Genomic DNA, 21,574 nt, shown 5'->3' on the forward strand with positions numbered 1-21,574 from the left:
AAATGCGCCATAATGGCGCATTTTTATAAATTCATCATTGGTTTATGTGTCATTATGTCATGCTTTATGCTTTATCCTTAAGATTCATTTTGATCCTTGAGGTCAGGATATCAATGGCAACATGGTTGGCGCCGCCCTGGGGTACAATGATATCTGCATAACGCTTGGTGGGTTCAATAAACTGCAGGTGCATCGGTTTTACAAAACGTTCGTAGTGGTCGAGCACCTGCGAAAACGAACGTCCGCGCTCTTCAATATCACGCCGGATAATGCGCATCAGCCGGTCATCGGCATCGGCGTCCACAAACACCTTGATGTCCATGCGATCGCGCAGCCGGGGATTCGACATAATGAGAATGCCTTCCACAATCACCACTTCGCGCGGTTCCACGGGGATAGTCTCCTTGGCACGGGCACAGGTGAGGTAGCTGTAAATGGGCATCCCTATGGTCTGACCTTCCTTCAGCATATCCACATGTTTTATCAGCAGGTTAAATTCAATGGAAGAAGGGTGGTCAAAGTTGATCTTTGCCCGCTCTTCAGGGCTCAGGTGTCCGTTGTCCTTATAATAGGAATCCTGGGGCAGAATAGAAACCGAATCTTTGGGTAACTTTTTAATAATCTGTTTGACTACGGTTGACTTACCGCAGCCCGATCCGCCGGCGATACCAATAATCAGCATAAACGATAATTGTGTGAGAAATCCCGGTTGAAAAGCCGGTAAAAAAGCCGGAACATGTATGGTGTTCCGGCTTCAAATGTAACAAAACTTTTATTATTATGACAGGAAGCCCAGCAGAATACCTGCTGCTACGGCACTGCCGATTACCCCGGCCACATTGGGGCCCATGGCGTGCATCAGCAGGTGGTTGGTTTTGTCATACTCAAGTCCGATAACCTGCGATACACGGGCACTGTCGGGCACCGCCGACACCCCTGAGTTACCGATCAGCGGATTGATCTTATTGCCCTCTTTAAGGAAAAGATTAAAGAACTTTACAAACAACACCCCGGCGGTAGTGGCAATAACGAACGATGCAGCACCCAGGGCAAAAATCCCGACCGATTTTGCGGTAAGGAAGGTGGTTGCCTGGGTTGAAGCGCCAACGGTTAGTCCGATAAGAATGGTCACTATGTCGATCAGGGGGCCTTTTGCCGTATCAGCCAGACGCTTGGTTACACCACTCTCTTTCAGCAGGTTGCCAAAGAAAAGCATACCCAATAGCGGAAGTCCCGAAGGCACAATAAAAGTGGTCAACAACATACCGATGATGGGAAAGAGCACTTTCTCGGTTTTTGAAACGCTGCGCGGCGGTTTCATACGGATCAGCCGCTCCCTTTTATTGGTAAGCAGTCGCATAATGGGAGGCTGGATTACCGGAACCAGCGCCATGTAAGAGTAAGCCGAAATGGCGATGGCGCCCATCAGCTCGGGTGCCAGTTTCGACGAAAGGAAGATAGCTGTAGGACCGTCGGCCCCACCGATAATGGCGATGGCACCGGCTTCGCTCGGGCTGAATCCCAGCAACAGCGCAATGGCATAAGCACCAAAAATACCAAACTGGGCAGCGGCACCGATCAGCATCAGTTTAGGATTCGAGATCAGGGCAGAAAAGTCGGTCATCGCACCGATTCCCAGAAAGATCAGCGGTGGATAAACTCCTTGCAGTACCCCAAAATAAAGGTAATTCAGTACACTGCCTGTTTCATAGATCCCTATCTTCAATCCCGGAGTAAACGCAATGTTTCCGACCAGAATTCCAAAACCGATCGGGATCAGCAAAAGGGGTTCATATTCCTTGGTGATCGCCAGATAGATAAACAGCAGACCTACACAGATCATAATAAGGTGGCCTGCAGTCAGATTGGCAAAGGCGGTGTAGGTAAAAAACTCGCCGAGATGTTCACCCACGAAACTCAGAAAATTACCAGAATGTTCCATGCGCTATTCTCCTATCACGATTAATACATCCCCTTCCATAACTGCATCACCTTTATGAACCTTTAGCGATACAATCCGTCCTTCCTTGTCAGCATTGATGTTGTTTTCCATTTTCATGGCTTCAAGGGTGATGAGCTTTTGCCCGACCTTCACGCTGTCTCCTTCCCTTACATGCACATCAAGGATCACACCCGGCAATGGAGATTTTACACTTCCTGTTCCTTTCGGAGCGGCAGGACTGGATGTTTTGGCAATGCTGGGTGCCGAGTCGGTGCTGGGCACACTAACCGAACGCACGAGTTTAGGCGTTTTGGACGATTGAATCGCTTTCTCGACTTCCACCTTGTAAGTGGTTCCGTTAACTTCAATTTCTGCAATGTTATCTTCGATATTCTGGATATCAACCTCGTAAACATTGCCATTTATGGTAAACTTGAACTTTTTCATTCTCTGTTTTTTCTTTTTGTGGGTTATCCCCTGAATAAATCAATTTTTCAGCGCGGAACATTCCTGAGTCCGTAAATCTTGGAGCTCCAGGGAGAATATGTCCGGGCAACCTTCTTAATGGTAAGTACGGTCTCCTCATGGTCATGCAGGGCGTTTACATACATATGCAAAGCCAGGGCAATGGCTGCATTTACTTCTCCTGATATCTCTTCCTCCAATGGTTTGGGCTCCGCAACTTCAACTTCGGGTTTGCTGAATAGTTTCCGAATATTGATACCGTAAATCTTCTTGGTATTCTTAAACACAATATAAAGCAGGATAAGCGCTGAGAATACCACCGACATGGCAATCACAGCCATCCCAACCCCGAACGGATCCATTGCTCCGAATTTCTCACCTGCAGTTACAACCACCCCGGTATAATTATTTGCCCCGGGAGTAGTTTTTTTCAGAAATCCCCATTCAACGCCTCCGTCCTCAAGTCTTCCGTAAGATACATCAGGTTTCTGGGGACCCAGTTTTACCGCATCAATCATAGTTCTGCCGTTCGATTCGAACAGGGCCAGGGAACCGCCTTCCTTCAGCTTGAAATTCAGATGCTGAATTCCCCTGGTGGGCATGCTGTCGGCAAAAAACAGGACATAGTTTCTCGGGGCAATGCTGGTAATCGGATCGCCTTTGGGAATCCAGTATTTGGTTGGATTTGCCGGATCGTCCGTCAGGTACATCCCGCCAATATCCACCGTATTGTATGCTGTGTTGAAAATTTCTATCCAGCCATTACGCCTTCCATAGCTGTCAACGTAATTCGAATCGTTGATAACCAGCACCTCATTGATCCTGAGGTCAAGGGAGCTTTGCGCGTAACCGTGGCCGAGAATCAACACCATGGCCAGCGCTAAAACCGCACGGGCAATGTTTATTGTTTTTTTCATTTCTGCCATGGCTGTTTATAATGGTAAATTCGAATGTTTCTTGGGCGGGTTCACGTCCTTTTTGGTGGCCAGAGCCTGGAATGCCCTGATAATGCGAAACCGTGTATTACGGGGCTCGATAACATCGTCAATGTAACCGTATTTTGCCGCATTGTAAGGATTGGCAAACTTATCTTTGTATTCTTCCTCACTTTTAAGGATGAACTCCTCGCGCTCCTTAGGATCGGCAATCTCGGCCAGTTTCTTGTTCTGCAGCACCTCAATGGCACCTTTGGGTCCCATCACCGCAATCTCGGCACCCGGCCATGCATAGTTGATATCCCCCCGTAAGTGCTTGGAACTCATCACGCAGTATGCGCCTCCGTATGCTTTGCGCAGCACCACCGTAACCTTGGGAACAGTAGCTTCACCGTAAGCATAGAGCAGCTTGGCTCCGTGGATAATGATTCCGCCGTATTCCTGGGCTGTGCCCGGCAGGAAGCCCGGAACGTCAACCAGCGTAAGGATAGGAATATTGAATGCATCACAGAAACGTACAAAGCGGGCTGCCTTGCGGGATGCATTGATATCCAGTACCCCTGCCAGGTAGTTGGGCTGGTTGGCAACAATACCTGCCGGCATACCATTGAAGCGTGCAAAACCAATCACGATATTGGGTGCATAATGGCGCTGGATTTCAAGGAATTCATTCTGATCAACAATGGAATGAATGATGTCTTTTACATCGTAAGGCTTATTCGGATTATCCGGGATAATATAATTGAGGGAATCCTCAAGCCTGTCAATAGGGTCAGTGCACGGAAATACAGGCGGATCTTCAAGATTATTCTGGGGAAGGTAACTGACCAGTTTACGGATCAGTGCAATGCCTTCCTTCTCATCCTCTGCCACAAAATGCGAAATGCCGGATTTTGAACCGTGTACCATGGCTCCGCCAAGCTCCTCCTCGGTTACGACCTCGCCGGTAACAGTTTTTACCACTTTAGGGCCGGTAACAAACATATTTGAGGTGCCCTTGCTCATCAGGATAAAGTCGGTAAGTGCAGGTGAATATACCGCACCACCGGCACAGGGGCCAAAAATGGCAGAGATCTGAGGGATAACTCCTGACGCAAGAATGTTGCGTTCGAAGATCTCGGCATATCCCGCCAGACTGTTTACGCCTTCCTGAATGCGGGCACCACCTGAATCGTTGATGCCGATAAGCGGAGCACCCACCTTCATGGCCTGATCCATCACCTTACAGATCTTATTGGCAAATGCCTCTGAAAGCGAACCGCCGAAAACAGTGAAATCCTGTGAAAATACATAAACTACCCTGCCATCAATGGTTCCATGTCCGGTTACCACGCCGTCGGATAAAAATTCCTGCTTCTCAATGCCGAAATTGGTGCAGCGGTGTGTAACAAACATGTCGTACTCCTCAAAGCTGCCCTCATCTAAAAGCAGTTCAATGCGTTCACGGGCAGTCAACTTTCCCTTGGCGTGCTGGGCGTCAATCCTTTTCTGGCCTCCGCCTAACTTAGCCAGCTCCCTCTTTTCGAGGAGCTCCTTAATTTTACTTTCAAAAGACATTTGTGAATTGGGTTTTAATTAAACACACGCATCGGATGAAATCCATGCAATGCGTGCGTTTCGTTACTATTTCGGGTGATTTTTATTTCTCGGGATGCATGCAAAACTCGGTGAGTACACCAAAGGTCGACTTCGGATGTATAAAGGCAATGTCGAGCCCCTCGGCTCCGCGTCTGGGCTGCTTGTCGATCAGCTGTACGCCATTGGCGGCTGCATGCTCAAGCATACCTGAAACATTCTCTACAGCAAAAGCGATATGGTGGATGCCCTCGCCCTTTTTTTCGATAAATTTGCCTATCGGCCCTTCAGGATCAGTGGATTCAAGCAGTTCCAGCTTGGTTTGCCCAACCATGAAAAATGCCGTCTTTACCTTTTGGTCCTTAACCTCCTCAACGGCGTAACATTCCAGTCCGAGCACCTTTTCATAGTAAGGAATGCTCTCCTCGAGGCTCTTTACCGCGATACCAATGTGTTCAATATGTGTAGGTTTCATACAATTTGAATTTTGCGGCAAAAGTATAGACTAATTTGTTACTAATGAAGCAAATCGGCGAATTTATCCGAGATTTTGTTATATATAATCAGTCTAATTAAGGCTTTGATTATCACATTCTTATAATTATATATGTTATCTGTAATATATAATCTGACAGTGAACAGTTTGCTTACTAATATGTATGCTGATTTATGATGAAAACAGGTAAATAAATCCCGAATTTCATCAAACCAAATCAAGGGAATCCTGAATTACAGATTGCTGACCGGGGGTTGGATACCTTTAAAAGCAGAAAGTGTTAATTTTGTTTGGATCAAAACCATGTCCCATGAATTATAAGAAATACTTATTACCGGCACTGTTTGCCATTCTGCTGACAGGTTGCATGGCAGATCTGGCCGCTCAGCAAACGGAACCATCACCTGCCGAACTGATGCAAAAGATCAACGACCTTGAACACCGTTTCGACGAACTGGCCAAAGGTATTGATGATATCCTCTGGTATCAGCGGGTAGGGGATGTGGCTTATATCGATAAAATATACATTACCGGCCCTCCCCCGGCGCGGGTAAAAAACCCCACCGCGATGGGCGCCGGCAATCCGCTGAAATTTTACTGCTATGTCTTCATTCCAAGGTGGATCAACCCCGGTGACAAATACCCCCTGATTGTGCTGCCCCACGGCGGCGTGCATGCAGATTTTACCACTTATCATACCCACATTATCCGCGAACTGATGGCCCAGGGCTATATCGTGGTTGCGCCCGAATACCGCGGAAGCACCGGCTATGGAAAGAGTTTCTGGATGAAGATTGACTATGGCGGACTTGAAATTGAAGACGCAAAGGCGGCCCGCGATCATATGGTGGAAAATTATGAAATGGTAGATGCTTCGAGGGTGGGCATTATCGGCTGGAGCCACGGAGGGCTGATCGCGCTGATGAATGTTTTCAACTATCCTGACGCTTTCAATGTTTGTTTTGCCGGGGTTCCCGTCAGCGATCTGATTGCCAGAATGGGTTATTACGATGATGAGTACAGGGCACTTTACTCCGCGAATTATCATCTGGGTCAAACAGCCCAGGAAAACGTGGAGGAATACCGCCGCCGTTCTCCTGCCTGGAATGCACACAAACTGAAAACGCCCCTGCTGATCCACACCAACACCAACGACGATGATGTAAATGTGCTGGAAGTGGAACACCTGATCAAATCGCTGAAAGCAGAAGGTAAGAAGTTTGAATACGAGATATTTCAGGATGTTGAGGGCGGCCACTCCTTCGACCGCATCGACACCAGAACCGCCAAGGAAATCAGGCTGAAAATTTACCGCTTTCTCGGAAAACACCTGAATCCGCCCCGTAAACTCAACTCAGTTTCTGATATCCATAAAGCCGCATACAGAAAACAAAGCAACTGAGCATAGCCAAAAAAAATAAGAAGGCTGCTTCAAAACTGATGATGGGTTTTGAAACAGCCTTTTTGATCATCTGCCAGGAGAAAACTGCTTAAAGCATTAAACTCCACCAAATTTCACCGTCAGCAACATCTTCGTTTTTACCTTCCGGCCTGATTGCTTTCCGGGGTTCCATGCAGGCATCAGGCGAATTACGCGCAGGGCTTCTTCATCGCAGCCATAACCCAGCGATTTCACTACACGGAAGCTGTTAAGGTTGCCGTTTTTATTAACCACAAATTCGACAATAACATCACCACTGATGCCTTTCTGCAAGGCCAGTGCCGGGATTTTCAGGTTTTTTTTCAGAAAACACTCAAGTGCCTGCACCCCGCCCCTGAAAGAAGGTTTTGTATCTACCTTTGCCAGATCCAGCACCTCAGTATCTTCCATATCTATGCTAACCACTTCGCACACTGCATAACCCATGGATGCATGCTCAGCCTTGTTGTAACGGCTCAGGCGAACGCCTGAAACATGCTGCGCAACAGCAAAATCACTGACTCCTTCAGGCAGGGGCAGGGGCTGACGTACGGTAACAACAGGGCTGCCGTCGTTTCTTATCATACTGTCGACCGCGAGAAAAGAGGTATAGTTGGTAAGCAGGTTATAGTCCAGCCCCAGTTTGGTCACCTTTTCTTCCACCTCGAACGGCACTCCTTCAAAGCCTCCTGTATAATCATCAACCCGGCGGATCTGCTCCCTGGCCCACAGGTATTTAATGGCTTCATTATCAGAGGATGAAACAGCCCGGCTAAGCGGAATACGTACCTCATAATCGCCTTTCCCGGTCTTTCCGGATAGCACGATACTCCCCTGCGGTTTGCCGCGGTATTTACCGAAAATCACCACCGGGCGAGAGGCAAATAAGTCGGGCACCGAAGCCGGTTCCGGCTCATCAACCATAAATTCATTGAAGGCGATGTTAACCCCGGTAAGCAGGGGTGAGCTGATGTACTTCAGAAAACTGCCGGCCTTCTCGGTAGCTTCCTGCTCGCTGGTTATAATACATGACTCGCCGGCTCCGGCATGGGCCAGCCCTTCGATAAGATAACGGTTTACCGAGCTGCCGATGCCGAAGCTGAAGAAACTGGCTTCATTCAGGCTGGTGCGGATCAGCTCGAAAGCCTCTTTTTCCACGGTAACGTAACCGTCGGTGGCAATCACAAATGTACGTGCATAATTTCCGGACGATTTCATGGACAATGCCTGTTTCAGGGCGGGAAGCAACTCTGTGCCTCCTCCTCCCTGCTGACCATCCAACATCCTGAGCGCAGCAGTGATGTTTTCACCTGTTGCGGCTACCGATTGCCGGGCAAATTGAGCCGAACCTCCGGAAAAGAAAAGTATGTTAAACTGATCGGAAGACTTCAGTCCATTCAGCAACCCGGATATCAGCTTTTTGGAAACCTGCAGCGGGAATCCGTACATCGATCCGGACACATCCACAATAAATATGTATTCACGGGGAGGAATCATTTCGGACTCCATCCGGGCCGGTGGCTGAATGCTGGCCATGAAAAAGTTTTCTTTTCCGTCACTGTAGAGCCAGACGCCGCTTTCCACGCCTTCGCCCCCGAGACGATACTGAAGGATGAAGTCTCTGTTGCCACCGTGTAATTCGCTGTTTCCCATCTTGACCGAAGCTGAATTCCGGTCTTTGTAGTCCACCTCAACCTGGTGCGAAGTACACCTGACCTCCCTAAGGGGCAGGCCCGAGATGATGCTGCAATCCAGGTCGAAGGTATAAGCCGGAAGTTCCCCTTCCTTCAGCCAGGGATTGGCGTTCCACTCCGGTCCGCCGTTTCCTTCGCTGCTGCCTTTATGGTACCGGGGGCCCACCACCGTGGGGTAAACAAATTCATAAACCCCTTCGCGTTGCTGCAGGGTTTCGGTATAAGCAATTTCAACCTCCACCAAATCACCGGGCATTATATTACCCACATGCATTTCGAAGACATTGGGCCGCTGTTGCTCCAGCAGCGAGGCAGTCCTGCCTTTCTTTACCGCGGCATTGTAATCTTTTTGCGCCTGATCGCGGGTTTCAATCCTTGCAGTAATGGTACGGCTGCCGATTTTCATCTGCATGGCGTGTACGGCCGAGCGGGTGGACCCCGGAAATACATACACCGCTTCAACGGGCTGATTGCCGCGATTCTGATAAACCTGACTTACGGTTACATGGGCAATCACCCCGGCAATACGCACTTTAGCCGATGTAGACTTTAATGGCAGCACCTCCGTTGCCCCTCCGGGAACTTCAAAATACGGCACCTCTGCATGACCGGGTATAAATGTCTGGGCCTGAGCACCGGTAGGTAAGCCCAGAAAATACATTGCGGAGAGCCCTGCCATTCCGTGACGGAATATTTTGTTTAATGTGTTGATTTTCATTGCTGTAAATTTTTATAAATTTGAAAATAGATTAAGTCTGTGACATACTCCGGATAAGGCCATTGTTTTGGCCTGATGCAGAACACCCTTAAAAGGACCAGAAAGCAGGGCTCCGGGATAGAGCCCCTGAGGAGGACCGGGAATATTAAAAGTCTGTCCGCCCGGTTTACTGAATCAACCTGAACACCACCGGCAGGTTCAAAGCCACCCGCACGGCTTTTCCGGCCTGACGCCCGGGTTCCCAGTCCGGCATCATTTTCACTACCCTTTCCGCTTCCTCGCTGCACCCACCCGGGAGACCACGCAGGATTTTCACGGAGGTAACGCGACCGTCAGGCTCAACCACAAAAGTGATGTAAACGGTTCCCGAAATACCTGCTTCTCTGGCAGGACCCGGGTACCTGATATTTTCCGCCAGATACCTCATCAGTCCGGCCTCACCACCGGGAAACTGCGGCATTTTCTCAACAATTACGAATGGTAACTGTTCCTCAACAGTTTCTTCATCGGGCAGGCGACCGGGTAATTCGAAAGGAGGAATAAACTCCAGCGGATCGGTTTCAATTTCTATTTCAATCTCCGGCAAATCTTCAGCCAGGTTGTCTACCTCCCGGATCAGGGTGGTGTTGACCGGCTTTGGTAGTTCCTTTTTGACGGGAATAATGTCGATGATTTCCATTTCCGGCTCTGAGTAAGTCCGGGGGGGCAGGTCAATGTTACCCGCATCAGGGGTTTTCCACTCGAAAGCTGCAAGCACGACACCCAATGAGAGAATCAGCCCCAGCTGCAGAAATACAAAACGCTTTCTCTCAAGATCGGCGTTACTGTTTTTACGTGTTTCCATGGCAAAAGGATTTTGAGGGTAAGAACTTAATTTAAAGAGTAGATGCAGGATGTTGTCATTTTCCATAGCAAACAGGGAAAAAGCACAGAAAATTTCAATAAAAGCTTGGCACTGAAATTGATCAGCAATCGTTACATTTGTAAAAAATCACTGATCATATGAGGATTCCCCTGACGGAAGGCAAGCTGAGCGATCATCTGAGCGATGAGGAGCTGGCCGGATTTTTCCGTCAGTCAGGAAATCAGGAGATCATAGGGGAGTTGTTCCGCAGGTATTCACATCTTGTATTGGGGGTATGTTTGAAATACCTCGGAAACCGGGATGATGCAAGGGATGCGGCCATGGAAGTCTTTGAAAAGCTTTTCCGGGCACTTCGCAAATATGAGGTTACCAATTTTAAATCCTGGTTATATACAGTTACGCGGTCACATTGCGCCATGAAGCTGCGCGAACAACGAAAGGAAGGATTTAAGCTGGGATGGGAAGCAAATCTGATGGGTGAAATTATGGAAAAACTGGGTTCTCAGCATCTTAGTACTGATGATGAAACCGAAGAGAAAATCCGCAGGCTTCACCTGGCAGTTGAAAATCTTCCTCCAGGGCAGCAGCAATGTATTCTGCTGTTCTATTTTGACGAAAAATCATATCATGAGATAGAACAGTTAACAGGATTTACGGCCATGGAAGTGAAAAGTCACATTCAGAACGGCAAAAGGAATCTGAAAAATGCCCTGGAGAAATCAGCATACTGAACGGGATATGGAAAACAAACCTGATTATAAAATATTCACACCTTCGGGATGCCTCAGTCCGGAAGGCTTGGCATTTTACGTTCAGGGCAACCTCAACGCTGCAGAAACCGCTTTGGTTAATGATCATCTGGAGCATTGCGAAATGTGCGCGCTGGCGGTGGAGGGCTACCGCTTTTCCATACCTGTTGAGTTCAATGAAGACCTGGCGACGCTGGATGCTTCATTCAGCCAAATGAAGGCAGAGGTGCCCGAAAGCGTTAATAAGGAAGCGATGCCATCGGTTCCCGCCAACTTTGAAGGGCCCCGTTTCCCCAGGCTCAGCCAGAAAGAGATACGCGAATTCAGTGATTCAATTCTGCGTGACAGCCGGAATGCCGGCAACAAGGCTCAAAACAAATCCACTGAAAATCCAAAAAAAGCAGGATTTTTCAGCAGACATAAGTCCATGCTGCTGGCTGCCTCCGTAGTATTAATAATTGCCGTTACGGGCGGGTGGTTCTTTTTCGAAATCTACAAAACCGGAAAGCAACGTGAATTTGCTACTGCCATTGAAAAGGAAAACACCACGGCCGTAACCGCCTTACCCGCTGAACCGGCTGACTCAGCCGAAGCGCTGCCTGCCCCCGCTTCACCCGTGGCCATAAAGGATGAGCAACATCCATCCGTTGGAATACCGCAGACGAAAGCAACCGATGCCATTGAAATTGTAAGCGATAATATCGAAATTGATGCAGAGATGCCAGCTTCCGAAGAAGAATATATTACTACTGAGCGGATGCCCCCGCTGGATGTCAAAAAACTTCAGGAGCCTTCCATTCGGAAAAGCGAGGGATATGCAGTTGCAGAGCCACTGCCGGTTCAGGAAGCTGAAACGATTTATATTGAAGGTGTTCAGCTTTCGGAAAATAAGAGAATGAAAGGAAATAAAGCTGCGGAAGTTGATATGGAAGCGGAAGTTGCAGAAGCTGAAGTTTTTATGGTTGTAGAAGAGGCCCCTGTCTTTCCGGGTGGCGAAGAAGCCAGAATCCGTTTTTTGCAACAGAATATCAGATATCCTCAATTGGCGCGTGAAAGCAGCATACAGGGAACCGTTTACGTTACTTTTGTCGTTGAACGCAATGGTGCAATCAATGATGTACGGGTCCTCCGTGGTATCGGGGGAGGTTGCGATGAGGAAGCCGTGCGCGTAATCAGGGCTATGCCCAAATGGATGCCCGGAAAACAAAGGGGAAAACCGGTCAGGGTTCAGTTTAATATGGCTGTAAAATTTATCCTTAACGGCAACTTAATACCAGAATAATAAACTGAATGCATTTAAAAATGTGTTAAAAAATCAGGGAATTGGTTTATTATACCTTATTTTTGCAACGGGACATGTTTTGCACAATACAGGGGCTTGGAAATTTCCAGATAACTATATGATTGTCAGGCTATATCTCTGAAACAGTGGAATGGCCTTTCACATTCCTGTGTGTGTAATCAGGAATAAACATTTAATAATGAAGATTATAAGATTCTCTGGCATCCTGATCGCGGTATGCTGCCTTTTTCCAACAATTGATCTTTTCAGTCAGGATATTCCTGCCCCGGCCGATACCAGCCAGTCGGCCTTTGAATTTATCAAAGATGATTTTATTGCTGCATCGCTTGATAGCCTTGCCGGCCTGAGATACTTTGAGGGATTTGAGTGTCCCTCTGATGAAACCCTGAAAAACGTCTTTGGCTTTACCCCGGGATTTGTTCCGGTGTATGCAGATTCTGTCTATTACAACCGCCTTAAAAAGCTGGATGCAGCCTCGCCGATCAATTTAACCTATAACCAATACGTAAAGGATTATATTGAGCTTTATGCCGTAAAAAAACGAGGACTCATGGAGCGGGTAATGGGTCTGGCACAGATCTACTTTCCGATGTTTGAGGAACACCTCGACAGGTTTAATATGCCATTGGAACTCAAATACCTTGCAATTGTAGAATCTGCGCTGAACCCGGTAGCGAAGTCCAGGGTCGGAGCAACAGGGTTGTGGCAGTTTATGTATGGTACCGGAAAAGCCTACAATCTGAAGGTTACCTCGCTGGTTGATGACCGCCGTGACCCCCTGAAATCGACCATTGCTGCCTGTGAGCATATGAATGATCTGTATAAGATGTACAACGACTGGCTGCTGGTGCTGGCTGCCTACAATTCAGGCGCCGGAAATGTAAACAAGGCCATACGCCGCTCAGGAGGTAAAATGGATTTCTGGCAGATCCGTCCCTTTCTTCCCCTTGAAACCAGAGGTTATGTCCCCGCTTTCATAGCGGTCAATTATGTGATGTCTTACGCTGCCGAACATAATCTCCGGCCGGTTCAGCCCCTCTTCCATCATTTTGAAATTGATACGGTTATTGTAAAGGATGTTTTGTCATTCAATCAGATATCAACACTGTTGAATATTCCTGTTGAAGAAATTGAATTTCTGAATCCGGCCTATAAGAGCAGAATTATTCCCGCCACCAAAGAAAACACTTATGTGCTGCGGCTTCAGAAAAAGAATATAGCAGATTTTGTCAACAACGAAGCCCAGTTATATGCCTATCGTTCCCAGGCCGAAATTGAAAAGGAACAGGTGCTCGCAATGATGAAAACAGTAACTCAGGCGGAATACCATAAGGTTAAACGAGGGGAAAGTCTTGGAGTAATTGCCCGGAAATACCGTTGTTCGGTCAACGATCTGAAAAAGTGGAACAGGCTGAGGTCAACCAATATTCAGATCGGCCAGCGCCTGATCGTCAGACCTGAAAGTTTTGAACAGGTAACATACGCACAGGCAAAACCAAAGCCTGCTCCTGCACAACAAACTGCTGCCCAGACCGCATCCACACAGGAAACTACACCAAATAATACCAGCGCTGAAGCGGTCGCAACCATAACAGCCACCGACTCTGCCGGTGCAGAACCAGAAATTATTGTTCGAAGGGAAAATATATATCACCGGGTGAAACGGGGCGAAACCCTGGGTCGTATCGCAGGTAAATATAATACCAGCATTGCAGAAATTCAGCGGCTTAACAACCTGAAAGGTAGTATTATTCAGGCCGGAGCAAGGCTTATTGTCGGAACAACCGAGATAACAGAAACTTCAGGACAAGCGGTGGCAGATAATCATCAGAAAACAAAGGAAAAGAATACGGTATTCAAATATTACACCGTTCAGCAGGGAGATACTCTCTGGAAAATTGCCAATCAGCATGAGGGCGTTACGGTTGAGGATATTAAACGGCTAAACAATATCACCAACGAGAAACAATTAAAACCCGGACAGAAAATAAAGGTCACCGTGGTCTCCTGATATTACCTTTTAAACAGGTTTGGCTCGCTTTAAAGTTTTTTCCGGGAATATTTTTCAGGTTGTTTATAAATCGTTCAATAAATTGAATCATCCTGCGTTATGACTCAAACTCCTGAATTTCCGGTATATATTGAACTAACTTCATTGTAACTACCATGAAAAAAACCATTGGATTTTTTTTTCAGCTCCTCCTTTTAATCGGGTTATCTTTCACGGTTTTATCATGCAGGCATGAGGGCAAGACCATGAAACCTTCCTCTACCGGTAAGCCTTCTGAGATCGTCGTCGTATCGGAGAACAACCTTTGGAAAAGTTCAGCAGGGGACTCTATCCGCGCTTTTTTCAGCAGACCGGTTCCGGGCCTGCCTCAGCCGGAACCTTTTTATAAACTGGTACAGATCAAGGAGGATGAATTCGGGAGATTACTTAAAATACACCGCAATGTATTGATTATTACCATCGACAGCGCCCTTGCCAAACCTCAGGCTGAACTGAGGCGCGATATCTGGGCCAGCCCCCAGCGCGTGGTAAAGATTTCCTCACCAACCATTGAAGGAATTAAAGAAATTTTTGCAGAAAGAAGCAGCGAAATCCTGAATCTCTACGATAATGCTGAAATTGAACGTCTCCAGGCCCTTTATTCAAAGAGCCTGAACCTTAAAGCCAGTGAAAGCATAAAAAAAGTGTTCAATCTCGACATGAATATTCCGGCTGACTATTATGTTGCTGTTCAAAAAGATAACTTCATCTGGCTCAGGCGCGAAACCAACGTAATGAGTCAGGGCCTATTAATCTATTCCTATCCATATACCGATACAGTGGCATTCAACCCGCTGAAAATCAAATCTGTCAGAAATCAGTTTACCCAACTTTTTATACCAGGCCCCAGCGACAGTTCTTATATGGTCATTGCAGACGAGTTTATTATTCCCCAATCCAGAACCATAACCCTGAAAGAAGAACCGGCCATTGAAATGAGGGGACTCTGGGAGGTAAGAAAGGATTTTATGGGCGGACCATTTATCAACTACACTTTTGTGGACAAAAAGAATAATCTGGTAATCGGGTTGGATGGTTATGTCTATGCACCCAATGAACCCAAATATGATTACCTGAAACAGGTTCAGGCCATTCTGCTGTCCTTTAAATTTACTGAAAATTAAGGTTATATAAAGCGGCCTGCATTTTTTTAAAAAAAAACTTGCAAACCGCTTTTCTTTTGCTTTACATTTGACCAATTGGTTAAAGTATATGGTTAAATTGTTCCCCTGATTTATAAATGACTGATTTGGATCAAAATACAGAGCAACTGATATTCCGGGCAGCCAGAAAGGTGTTTACCTTAAAAGGCTATAATGGTGCACGGATGCAGGAAATTGCTGATGAGGCCGGAATAAACAAGGCCTTGCTTCACTATTATTTCCGGAATAAGGATAAACTCTTTGAAGGCGTTTTCGGGGATGTGTTAAAAACCCTTTTCCCGGGTCTTACAAATATACTAACAGCTGATCTTCCACTGTTTGAAAAAATCCCGCTGTTCGTCTGTCAATACATTGATATTTTGACAAATAATCCTGAAATAGCGGGATTTGTCTTATATGAACTCCGATTAAACCCGCAACGGCTGGTTGGTAACATGAGGGATATCGGGATAGATATGAACCTTATCCGCAGTCAGATTGAGTCTGAGGTTGCAGCAGGCATCATCCGGCCGGTAAAGCCTGAGCACCTGATTGCCAACCTTATATCGATGACGATATTTCCATTCATTGCAAGACCGGTGCTGATGAGCGTCGCAGGAATGGACGAGGTTCATTATACAAAGTTTATTGAGGAACGAAAAAGAATAGTTCCTGAAACTATTATTCAATCCTTAAAACCAATCCAATGAAAACGCCTTTACTGACGTTATCGGGAGCGCTGCTGTTGTTTTGCCACACAAATACCCTGGAAGCACAGGTACTGACCCTTGACTCCTGTCACCGCATGGCTGTTGCAAACAATCCGCTTTCGAAACAAAAAATACTGTTTGAGGAGGCTTTCAGGCTTCAGTCAAAATCCATAGGTAGCAACTATCTCCCTCAAACCGGTCTTTATGGCCAGGCATCATGGCAATCGGAAGTTACCAGTATTCCTGTTTCCTTACCAGGTATTGAGATACCAGCGGTTTCAAATGATAATTACAAAATTTATCTGGATATAAATCAACTGATATGGGACGGGGGTTCCGTCAGGCGGCAGAAAGAACTGGAAGCAAGCAGCATGCAGATTGAACTTGCCGGTGTGGATGCTGAGAACTATCGCTTAAAAGAAAACATTAATCAATTGTATTTCAGTATTTTGCAGTCCCAGGCCAATGAAAAACTGCTAATTCTGGCCATGGATGAACTTTACACCAGGCTTGCTGTGCTGAGGGCAGGGATCAGCAACGGAACCATACTTCCATCCAACGCCGATGTGCTGGATGCCGAAATTGCAGGAATAGAACAAGCCCTTACCGATTTGCGATACAACAAGGCTGCAGGGCTCTACAGACTTGGTGAACTTACCGGGTTGAATACCGGACCGGAAACAAGGCTGATTCTTCCGGTTTATGAGGATCTCCCGCTGTCTGTGTATGACACAAAGGCACGGCCCGAATATCTGATTTTTGGCATGCAGCAGGAGAAAATTTCCCGGCAGATTTCCCTGACAGGAATCAGGGTGATGCCCCGTTTAGCTGCTTTTACAACCCTGGGATATGGCCGGCCGGGGCTCAACATGCTTTCAAACGACTTTGAGCCCTATGCGATGCTGGGCGCAAGGCTTTCGTGGAAATTCTGGGACTGGAACCAACACCGGAATGATCAGTCGGTGCTGTCCGTTCAGCAGCAAATAATAGATACCCGAAAAGAAGCATTCGAAATGTCTCAACGCATCGCCCTTAACAGGCTGAAACAGGAAATTCTGCGCATCGAAAACCTGATCGCTGCCGACTACCGGATTGTTGAGCTCAGGAAAAAAGTAGCGATGACTGCCGCAGCCCGACTCGACCAGGGCATGATTACTTCATCCGAGTACCTGACTGAACAAAATGCACTGACAAAGGCAGAACTAAATATGGAACTTCATAAAATACAGCTTCAGCAATCCAGGCTTAATTACATCAGTGCAATGGGTTACCTGAAATAATAACCAAGAAAAGTCGTGGAAAAATGAGACCAACACAACTATCAATCTCCTTAATTCTTTCAGTTATCCTGATGGCTTCATGCAACAACAGGCACCAGCGCGCTGATGCATACGGAAATTTTGAAGCGGTAGAAACAGTTATTTCCGCTGAATCGAACGGTCGAATCCTGATGCTTTCTGTCATCGAAGGGGAGGTATTGAGGGCAGGAGACACCACAGGCCTGATAGATACCACCGACCTTCATTATCGCCGGTTGCAGATGCTGGCCCAGCGCCGTGCCGTTGCCGGAAAAGCCTCCAACATCAGCGCTCAGGCGGAAGTTTACAGGCAGCAAAAAGCCAATCTGATGACCGATAAACGCAGGATTGAAAACCTGCTGAAAGAAGAGGCAGCTACGCCGAAGCAATTTGACGAAGTCTCGGGTGCCATTGAGGTACTCGACCGCCAGATTGAAACTGTTAAATCCCAGTTAGTTAACCTGGCCGATGAACTGGCTGTAATCGACGCCCAACTGGCACAGGTCGCGGAAGCCCTGAAACGTTGCTATATCATCAACCCTGTTTCAGGCACTGTGCTGAACAGGTTTGCCGAGGCTGGTGAAATCACTGCCTTCGGAAAACCCTTATATAAAATTGCGGATCTGAAAACCATGGACTTAAGGGTCTATATCAGTGGAGATATGCTTTCACAGGTAAAAACAGGGCAGGAGGCCGAGGTGCTGATAGACACCCCCGAAGGGCCGGCCAGGCTTAAGGGAAAGGTGAACTGGATATCACCCACCGCGGAGTTTACACCGAAAATTATACAGACCAGGGAAGAAAGGGTTAACCTGGTTTATGCCGTTAAATTAAGCGTACCTAACGATGGTAGTCTGAAAATATCTATGCCTGCCGAAGTTAACTTCAATAAATGATTATCTTCGGTAATTATTCATTCAAAACACCACAACACATGAAAAGAATCCTGATGTTTACCGGCCTGATGCTGGCCGTTTCAGTCCCTTCAATTCTGAAAGCACAGTCAAAAGCCGACAGGGTCGTCGGATATTACCTGACCTACGACGATGAAACAGGAAAAGAAAAGTCGCAGGTAAGAATTTTTAAAGGCGCCAATGGTAAATACTTTGGTGAAATTGTCTGGCTGAAAGAGCCACGCGAAACTGACGGCAAAGAGAAATTTGACAAGCACAATCCGGACACAAAGTTGAAACAACGCAAAATTATGGGATTACAAATCCTGAAGAACTTTACCTATGACGCGGAAGAGAATGAATGGAGCGGAGGAACCATTTATAATCCCAGCAGTGGTAAAACATACAACAGTTTTATGAAACTGGAGGGAAACAAGATGCATGTGAGGGGATATATCGGCAAGGCATGGATGGGACTCGGCAAAACCGCCACATGGACCAGGGAGGAAACCCAGAGAAAATAACTTAATGACGAAGGAAGTATCCATAGACTGCGAAAACCTCACAAAAAACTATGCATCGGCAACAGCGCTTGCCGGAATAAGTTTTAAGGTAAGCAAGGGCGAAATATTCGGTTTTATCGGTCCCGACGGGGCTGGTAAAACCTCCCTTTTCAGGATACTCGCCACCCTGCTGCTTCCCGATAACGGCACTGCATCGGTTGAGGGGCTGGATGTTGTAAAGGATTACAGAAAACTACGTCAGATTCTTGGTTACATGCCGGGCAGGTTTTCATTATATCAGGATCTGACCGTAGCTGAAAACCTTCAGTTTTTCGCAGGCATTTTCAGGGTTAACATCAAGGAGAATTACTACCTGATCAGGGATATTTATGAACAGATAGCCCCTTTTGCCAACCGGCGGGCCGGGAAACTTTCAGGCGGAATGAAACAGAAGCTGGCCCTTTGCTGTGCATTGATTCATAAGCCTGTGGTACTGATTTTGGATGAACCAACCACCGGCGTGGATGCCGTATCGCGCCACGAATTCTGGGAAATGCTGATCAGGTTGAAACAGGAGCACATCACCATTCTTGTGGCAACGCCCTATATGGATGAGGCCGTGCTTTGCGACCGGGTAGCGTTGATACAACATGGAGAAATAATGGCCATTGATACACCTGAAAGCATTACCCGTGCTTATCCCGATCAGCTGTTTAAAATCAAAAGCAACAATACCCTGACTGCCATCCGCCTTATGAAAGAGTTTGAGGGCATCCTCAGTGCCGAAATGTTTGGCGATACCGTTCATGTCAGTGCGGAAAAAGGGCGGATAAATGCTTATGCCATTAAAGAATATCTATCAGAAAAAGGAATGATGGTGACAGCTGTTTCGGAAGCCGATCCGGGCATTGAGGATTGTTTTATACACCTGATGAAGCAATCCGGGGTGGTCAAAAATGAAACAATAATATCATGAGCAGCAACGGACTGGTCATTGAAGCCGAAAATATGGTAAAGCGGTTTGGCCGGTTTATCGCCAACGATGACCTGACCTTCAGCGTTAGCAAAGGAGAAATATTCGGATTCCTCGGAGCCAACGGAGCCGGCAAAACAACGGCTATCAGGATTTTATGCGGCTTATCCAGACCTACTTCCGGAAAAATCAGGGTGGCGGGATATGATGTTTATACCGAAACCGAGAAGATCAAGCGGCGCATCGGCTACATGAGTCAGCGTTTCTCACTTTATGAAGACCTCACCGTTATTGAAAATTTCCGGTTTTTCGGTGGCATTTATGGTTTAAAGCGGCCTGTCATTATGGAACGTGCGCAGGATATGCTTACACGGCTGGGAATCAAACATTTTGAGAACACGGTTATCTCAGAACTTCCCTTGGGCATCAGGCAAAAACTGGCTTTTTCCGTTTCAATTCTCCATACACCGGAGCTGGTATTCCTGGATGAACCTACGGGAGGTGTGGATCCCATCACCCGGCGGCAGTTCTGGGAAATGATTCATGAAGCAGCGGCTTCCGGCATCACTGTTTTTGTGACCACCCATTACATGGATGAGGCTGAGTATTGTACCCGCGTTTCCATTATGGTTGATGGTAAAATAGAGGCACTCGACACTCCTGAAAGGCTTAAAACGAAATACCAGGCTCAGAACATGAACGAAGTTTTCCTGAAACTGGCCCGAAAAACCAATTAATCCTGCATTGTGAAACGCTTCATCATCAAAGAGTTTCTTCATATTTTCCGTGATGTACGGTCAATGGTCATCCTTTTCGGAATGCCCCTGGTGCAGGTGTTGCTCTTTGGCTTTGCCATTACCAATGAAATCCGCGATGCGAAAGTGTCCGTAGTTGACCCGACGCCCGATGCGGTTACCCATGCGATAAGAAACAAACTGTTTGCTTCAGGTTTCTTCATCGAAAGCGAAATCCTGAATTCACAGGAGGAAATCGCTGAAAATTTCCGGAAAGGAGAAAGCAAGATGGTCATCATCTTTGAAAATAACTTTTCCGGAAAAATGGAAAGAGGGGAGCACCCTACCGTACAGCTGATCGCAGATGCCTCAGACCCCAACACCGCCAGCATGCTTGTAAATTATGCCAATGGCATCATCAGTGAATTCAACAGAGAGCAACAGGCTACATCCGGGATTCCCCTGATAATTGCCGAACCCCGCATGATATATAATCCTGCACTGAAAGGCGTTTATATGTTTGTGCCCGGCATCATTACAATATTGCTGATGCTGGTATCAGCCATGATGACTTCCATCTCAATTGCCAGGGAAAAGGAGCTGGGAACCATGGAGGTATTGCTGGTTTCCCCGCTCAGACCTTTTAACATCATTGCCGGAAAAGTCATCCCTTATGTGCTGCTTTCCTTTATCAACGCCATCAGTATCCTGCTGCTCAGCTACTATGTCTTCGGAGTCCCTGTTAAAGGGAGTGTACTCCTCCTGCTGGCGGAAAGCATACTGTTTATCATCCTGGCCCTTTCACTGGGGATTTTTATCTCCACCATTGCCAACAACCAGCAGACAGCCATGATGCTTTCGATGTTTGCCATGATGCTGCCTACCATTTTGCTATCCGGATTTATCTTTCCGATTGAAAATATGCCTGAAGTGCTGCAATGGCTTAGCCTGGCCATGCCCCCCCGGTGGTTTATCCTGATCATTAAATCAATCATGTTGAAAGGGTCCGGAATAACCTATTTCTGGAAGGAAACGCTTATCCTGCTATTTATGACATCGGTTTTCATACTGGCCAGCATCCGCAAATTTAAAATCAGGCTTGCCTGATC

At 46.9% G+C, this 21,574-nt stretch carries 20 protein-coding genes; 12 read left to right on the forward strand and 8 right to left on the reverse strand.

The genetic code is table 11. From position 1 onward, the window contains the following. Nucleotides 1-64 precede the first annotated feature (64 nt). The 6 genes from udk to mce all read right to left on the reverse strand — a co-directional run bounded on the left by udk (nt 65) and on the right by mce (nt 5,392). Nucleotides 65-682, reverse strand: coding sequence for a uridine kinase (gene udk, locus TBC1_RS11130; RefSeq protein ID WP_062042220.1), 618 nt, complete (start codon nt 680-682; stop codon nt 65-67). Nucleotides 683-778: 96 nt separating this feature from the next. Next, on the reverse strand, nt 779-1,942 hold the full coding sequence (locus tag TBC1_RS11135; protein WP_062042222.1) for a sodium ion-translocating decarboxylase subunit beta: 1,164 nt from the start codon (nt 1,940-1,942) through the stop codon (nt 779-781). Nucleotides 1,943-1,945: 3 nt separating this feature from the next. Next, entirely contained in the window at nt 1,946-2,389 is a 444-nt protein-coding gene (locus tag TBC1_RS11140; protein ID WP_062042225.1) for a biotin/lipoyl-containing protein, read from the reverse strand. Between the two features lie 47 nt (nt 2,390-2,436). Then, nucleotides 2,437-3,324 (reverse strand): OadG family transporter subunit, encoded by an 888-nt coding sequence (locus TBC1_RS11145; protein WP_062043027.1) that lies wholly within the window; start codon nt 3,322-3,324, stop codon nt 2,437-2,439. Nucleotides 3,325-3,339: 15 nt separating this feature from the next. Next, nucleotides 3,340-4,899 carry an acyl-CoA carboxylase subunit beta gene (locus TBC1_RS11150; protein ID WP_062042228.1) on the reverse strand — a complete coding sequence of 520 codons (1,560 nt, stop codon included), beginning with the start codon at nt 4,897-4,899 and terminating at the stop codon, nt 3,340-3,342. A gap of 82 nt (nt 4,900-4,981) precedes the next feature. Next, the gene (gene mce, locus TBC1_RS11155; RefSeq protein ID WP_062042231.1) at nt 4,982-5,392 is read right to left on the reverse strand and encodes a methylmalonyl-CoA epimerase; all 411 of its coding nucleotides are present in this window, start codon (nt 5,390-5,392) and stop codon (nt 4,982-4,984) included. A 436-nt stretch (nt 5,393-5,828) separates the two neighbouring features. Here mce and TBC1_RS11160 point away from each other — a divergent pair, with 436 nt between their 5' ends. Next, complete coding sequence (locus TBC1_RS11160; RefSeq protein WP_394330757.1) at nt 5,829-6,815, forward strand: alpha/beta hydrolase family protein; 987 nt, start codon at nt 5,829-5,831, stop codon at nt 6,813-6,815. Between the two features lie 96 nt (nt 6,816-6,911). Here TBC1_RS11160 and TBC1_RS11165 read toward each other — a convergent pair whose 3' ends face one another. Together TBC1_RS11165 and TBC1_RS11170 are read right to left on the reverse strand one after the other, a co-directional pair. Then, on the reverse strand, nt 6,912-9,245 hold the full coding sequence (locus tag TBC1_RS11165) for a TonB family protein (protein WP_062042237.1): 2,334 nt from the start codon (nt 9,243-9,245) through the stop codon (nt 6,912-6,914). A gap of 166 nt (nt 9,246-9,411) precedes the next feature. Next, nucleotides 9,412-10,089: an energy transducer TonB gene (locus TBC1_RS11170; protein ID WP_172668879.1), complete on the reverse strand. Its 678-nt coding sequence runs from the start codon at nt 10,087-10,089 to the stop codon at nt 9,412-9,414. A gap of 158 nt (nt 10,090-10,247) precedes the next feature. Between TBC1_RS11170 and TBC1_RS11175 the strand changes: the two genes are divergently transcribed. From TBC1_RS11175 to TBC1_RS11225, 11 genes are all read left to right on the forward strand, one after another. Continuing rightward, a complete protein-coding gene (locus TBC1_RS11175) occupies nt 10,248-10,841 on the forward strand; it encodes an RNA polymerase sigma factor (RefSeq protein ID WP_062042243.1) in 594 nt (197 codons plus the stop codon). Nucleotides 10,842-10,848: 7 nt separating this feature from the next. Next, nucleotides 10,849-12,141 carry an energy transducer TonB gene (locus tag TBC1_RS11180; protein WP_172668880.1) on the forward strand — a complete coding sequence of 431 codons (1,293 nt, stop codon included), beginning with the start codon at nt 10,849-10,851 and terminating at the stop codon, nt 12,139-12,141. 199 nt (nt 12,142-12,340) lie between these two features. Continuing rightward, nucleotides 12,341-14,173, forward strand: a complete 1,833-nt coding sequence (locus TBC1_RS11185; protein ID WP_172668881.1) for a LysM peptidoglycan-binding domain-containing protein — start codon at nt 12,341-12,343, stop codon at nt 14,171-14,173. Nucleotides 14,174-14,418: 245 nt separating this feature from the next. Next, nucleotides 14,419-15,336 carry a DUF4837 family protein gene (locus tag TBC1_RS11190; protein ID WP_236695658.1) on the forward strand — a complete coding sequence of 306 codons (918 nt, stop codon included), beginning with the start codon at nt 14,419-14,421 and terminating at the stop codon, nt 15,334-15,336. A 125-nt stretch (nt 15,337-15,461) separates the two neighbouring features. After that, nucleotides 15,462-16,064 (forward strand): TetR/AcrR family transcriptional regulator, encoded by a 603-nt coding sequence (locus TBC1_RS11195; RefSeq protein WP_172668882.1) that lies wholly within the window; start codon nt 15,462-15,464, stop codon nt 16,062-16,064. Beyond that, on the forward strand, nt 16,061-17,344 hold the full coding sequence (locus tag TBC1_RS11200; RefSeq protein WP_062042258.1) for a TolC family protein: 1,284 nt from the start codon (nt 16,061-16,063) through the stop codon (nt 17,342-17,344). The genes TBC1_RS11195 and TBC1_RS11200 overlap by 4 nt, the downstream gene beginning before the upstream one ends. A gap of 23 nt (nt 17,345-17,367) precedes the next feature. Then, a complete protein-coding gene (locus TBC1_RS11205; RefSeq protein WP_082189574.1) occupies nt 17,368-18,258 on the forward strand; it encodes an HlyD family secretion protein in 891 nt (296 codons plus the stop codon). Between the two features lie 38 nt (nt 18,259-18,296). Beyond that, the gene (locus TBC1_RS11210) at nt 18,297-18,779 is read left to right on the forward strand and encodes a DUF2147 domain-containing protein (RefSeq protein ID WP_172668883.1); all 483 of its coding nucleotides are present in this window, start codon (nt 18,297-18,299) and stop codon (nt 18,777-18,779) included. Nucleotides 18,780-18,783: 4 nt separating this feature from the next. Further along, nucleotides 18,784-19,734 (forward strand): ABC transporter ATP-binding protein, encoded by a 951-nt coding sequence (locus tag TBC1_RS11215; protein WP_062042267.1) that lies wholly within the window; start codon nt 18,784-18,786, stop codon nt 19,732-19,734. Continuing rightward, nucleotides 19,731-20,468: an ABC transporter ATP-binding protein gene (locus tag TBC1_RS11220; RefSeq protein WP_062042270.1), complete on the forward strand. Its 738-nt coding sequence runs from the start codon at nt 19,731-19,733 to the stop codon at nt 20,466-20,468. Before TBC1_RS11215 ends, TBC1_RS11220 begins: the two co-directional genes overlap by 4 nt. Nucleotides 20,469-20,477: 9 nt before the next feature. Further along, nucleotides 20,478-21,572, forward strand: coding sequence for an ABC transporter permease (locus TBC1_RS11225; RefSeq protein WP_062042273.1), 1,095 nt, complete (start codon nt 20,478-20,480; stop codon nt 21,570-21,572). The last annotated feature ends 2 nt before the right edge of the window (nt 21,573-21,574 follow it).

This window comes from Lentimicrobium saccharophilum, from assembly GCF_001192835.1.
Taxonomy (GTDB): domain Bacteria; phylum Bacteroidota; class Bacteroidia; order Bacteroidales; family Lentimicrobiaceae; genus Lentimicrobium; species Lentimicrobium saccharophilum.

Coding starts and splice junctions, on each gene's coding strand:
- udk (WP_062042220.1), bottom strand. CDS start 682: ATGCTGATTATTGGTATCGCCGGCGGATCGGGCTGCGGTAAGTCAACC.
- TBC1_RS11135 (WP_062042222.1), bottom strand. CDS start 1,942: ATGGAACATTCTGGTAATTTTCTGAGTTTCGTGGGTGAACATCTCGGC.
- TBC1_RS11140 (WP_062042225.1), bottom strand. CDS start 2,389: ATGAAAAAGTTCAAGTTTACCATAAATGGCAATGTTTACGAGGTTGAT.
- TBC1_RS11145 (WP_062043027.1), bottom strand. CDS start 3,324: ATGAAAAAAACAATAAACATTGCCCGTGCGGTTTTAGCGCTGGCCATG.
- TBC1_RS11150 (WP_062042228.1), bottom strand. CDS start 4,899: ATGTCTTTTGAAAGTAAAATTAAGGAGCTCCTCGAAAAGAGGGAGCTG.
- mce (WP_062042231.1), bottom strand. CDS start 5,392: ATGAAACCTACACATATTGAACACATTGGTATCGCGGTAAAGAGCCTC.
- TBC1_RS11160 (WP_394330757.1), top strand. CDS start 5,829: ATGCAAAAGATCAACGACCTTGAACACCGTTTCGACGAACTGGCCAAA.
- TBC1_RS11165 (WP_062042237.1), bottom strand. CDS start 9,245: ATGAAAATCAACACATTAAACAAAATATTCCGTCACGGAATGGCAGGG.
- TBC1_RS11170 (WP_172668879.1), bottom strand. CDS start 10,089: ATGGAAACACGTAAAAACAGTAACGCCGATCTTGAGAGAAAGCGTTTT.
- TBC1_RS11175 (WP_062042243.1), top strand. CDS start 10,248: ATGAGGATTCCCCTGACGGAAGGCAAGCTGAGCGATCATCTGAGCGAT.
- TBC1_RS11180 (WP_172668880.1), top strand. CDS start 10,849: ATGGAAAACAAACCTGATTATAAAATATTCACACCTTCGGGATGCCTC.
- TBC1_RS11185 (WP_172668881.1), top strand. CDS start 12,341: ATGAAGATTATAAGATTCTCTGGCATCCTGATCGCGGTATGCTGCCTT.
- TBC1_RS11190 (WP_236695658.1), top strand. CDS start 14,419: ATGAAACCTTCCTCTACCGGTAAGCCTTCTGAGATCGTCGTCGTATCG.
- TBC1_RS11200 (WP_062042258.1), top strand. CDS start 16,061: ATGAAAACGCCTTTACTGACGTTATCGGGAGCGCTGCTGTTGTTTTGC.
- TBC1_RS11205 (WP_082189574.1), top strand. CDS start 17,368: ATGAGACCAACACAACTATCAATCTCCTTAATTCTTTCAGTTATCCTG.
- TBC1_RS11210 (WP_172668883.1), top strand. CDS start 18,297: ATGAAAAGAATCCTGATGTTTACCGGCCTGATGCTGGCCGTTTCAGTC.
- TBC1_RS11215 (WP_062042267.1), top strand. CDS start 18,784: ATGACGAAGGAAGTATCCATAGACTGCGAAAACCTCACAAAAAACTAT.
- TBC1_RS11220 (WP_062042270.1), top strand. CDS start 19,731: ATGAGCAGCAACGGACTGGTCATTGAAGCCGAAAATATGGTAAAGCGG.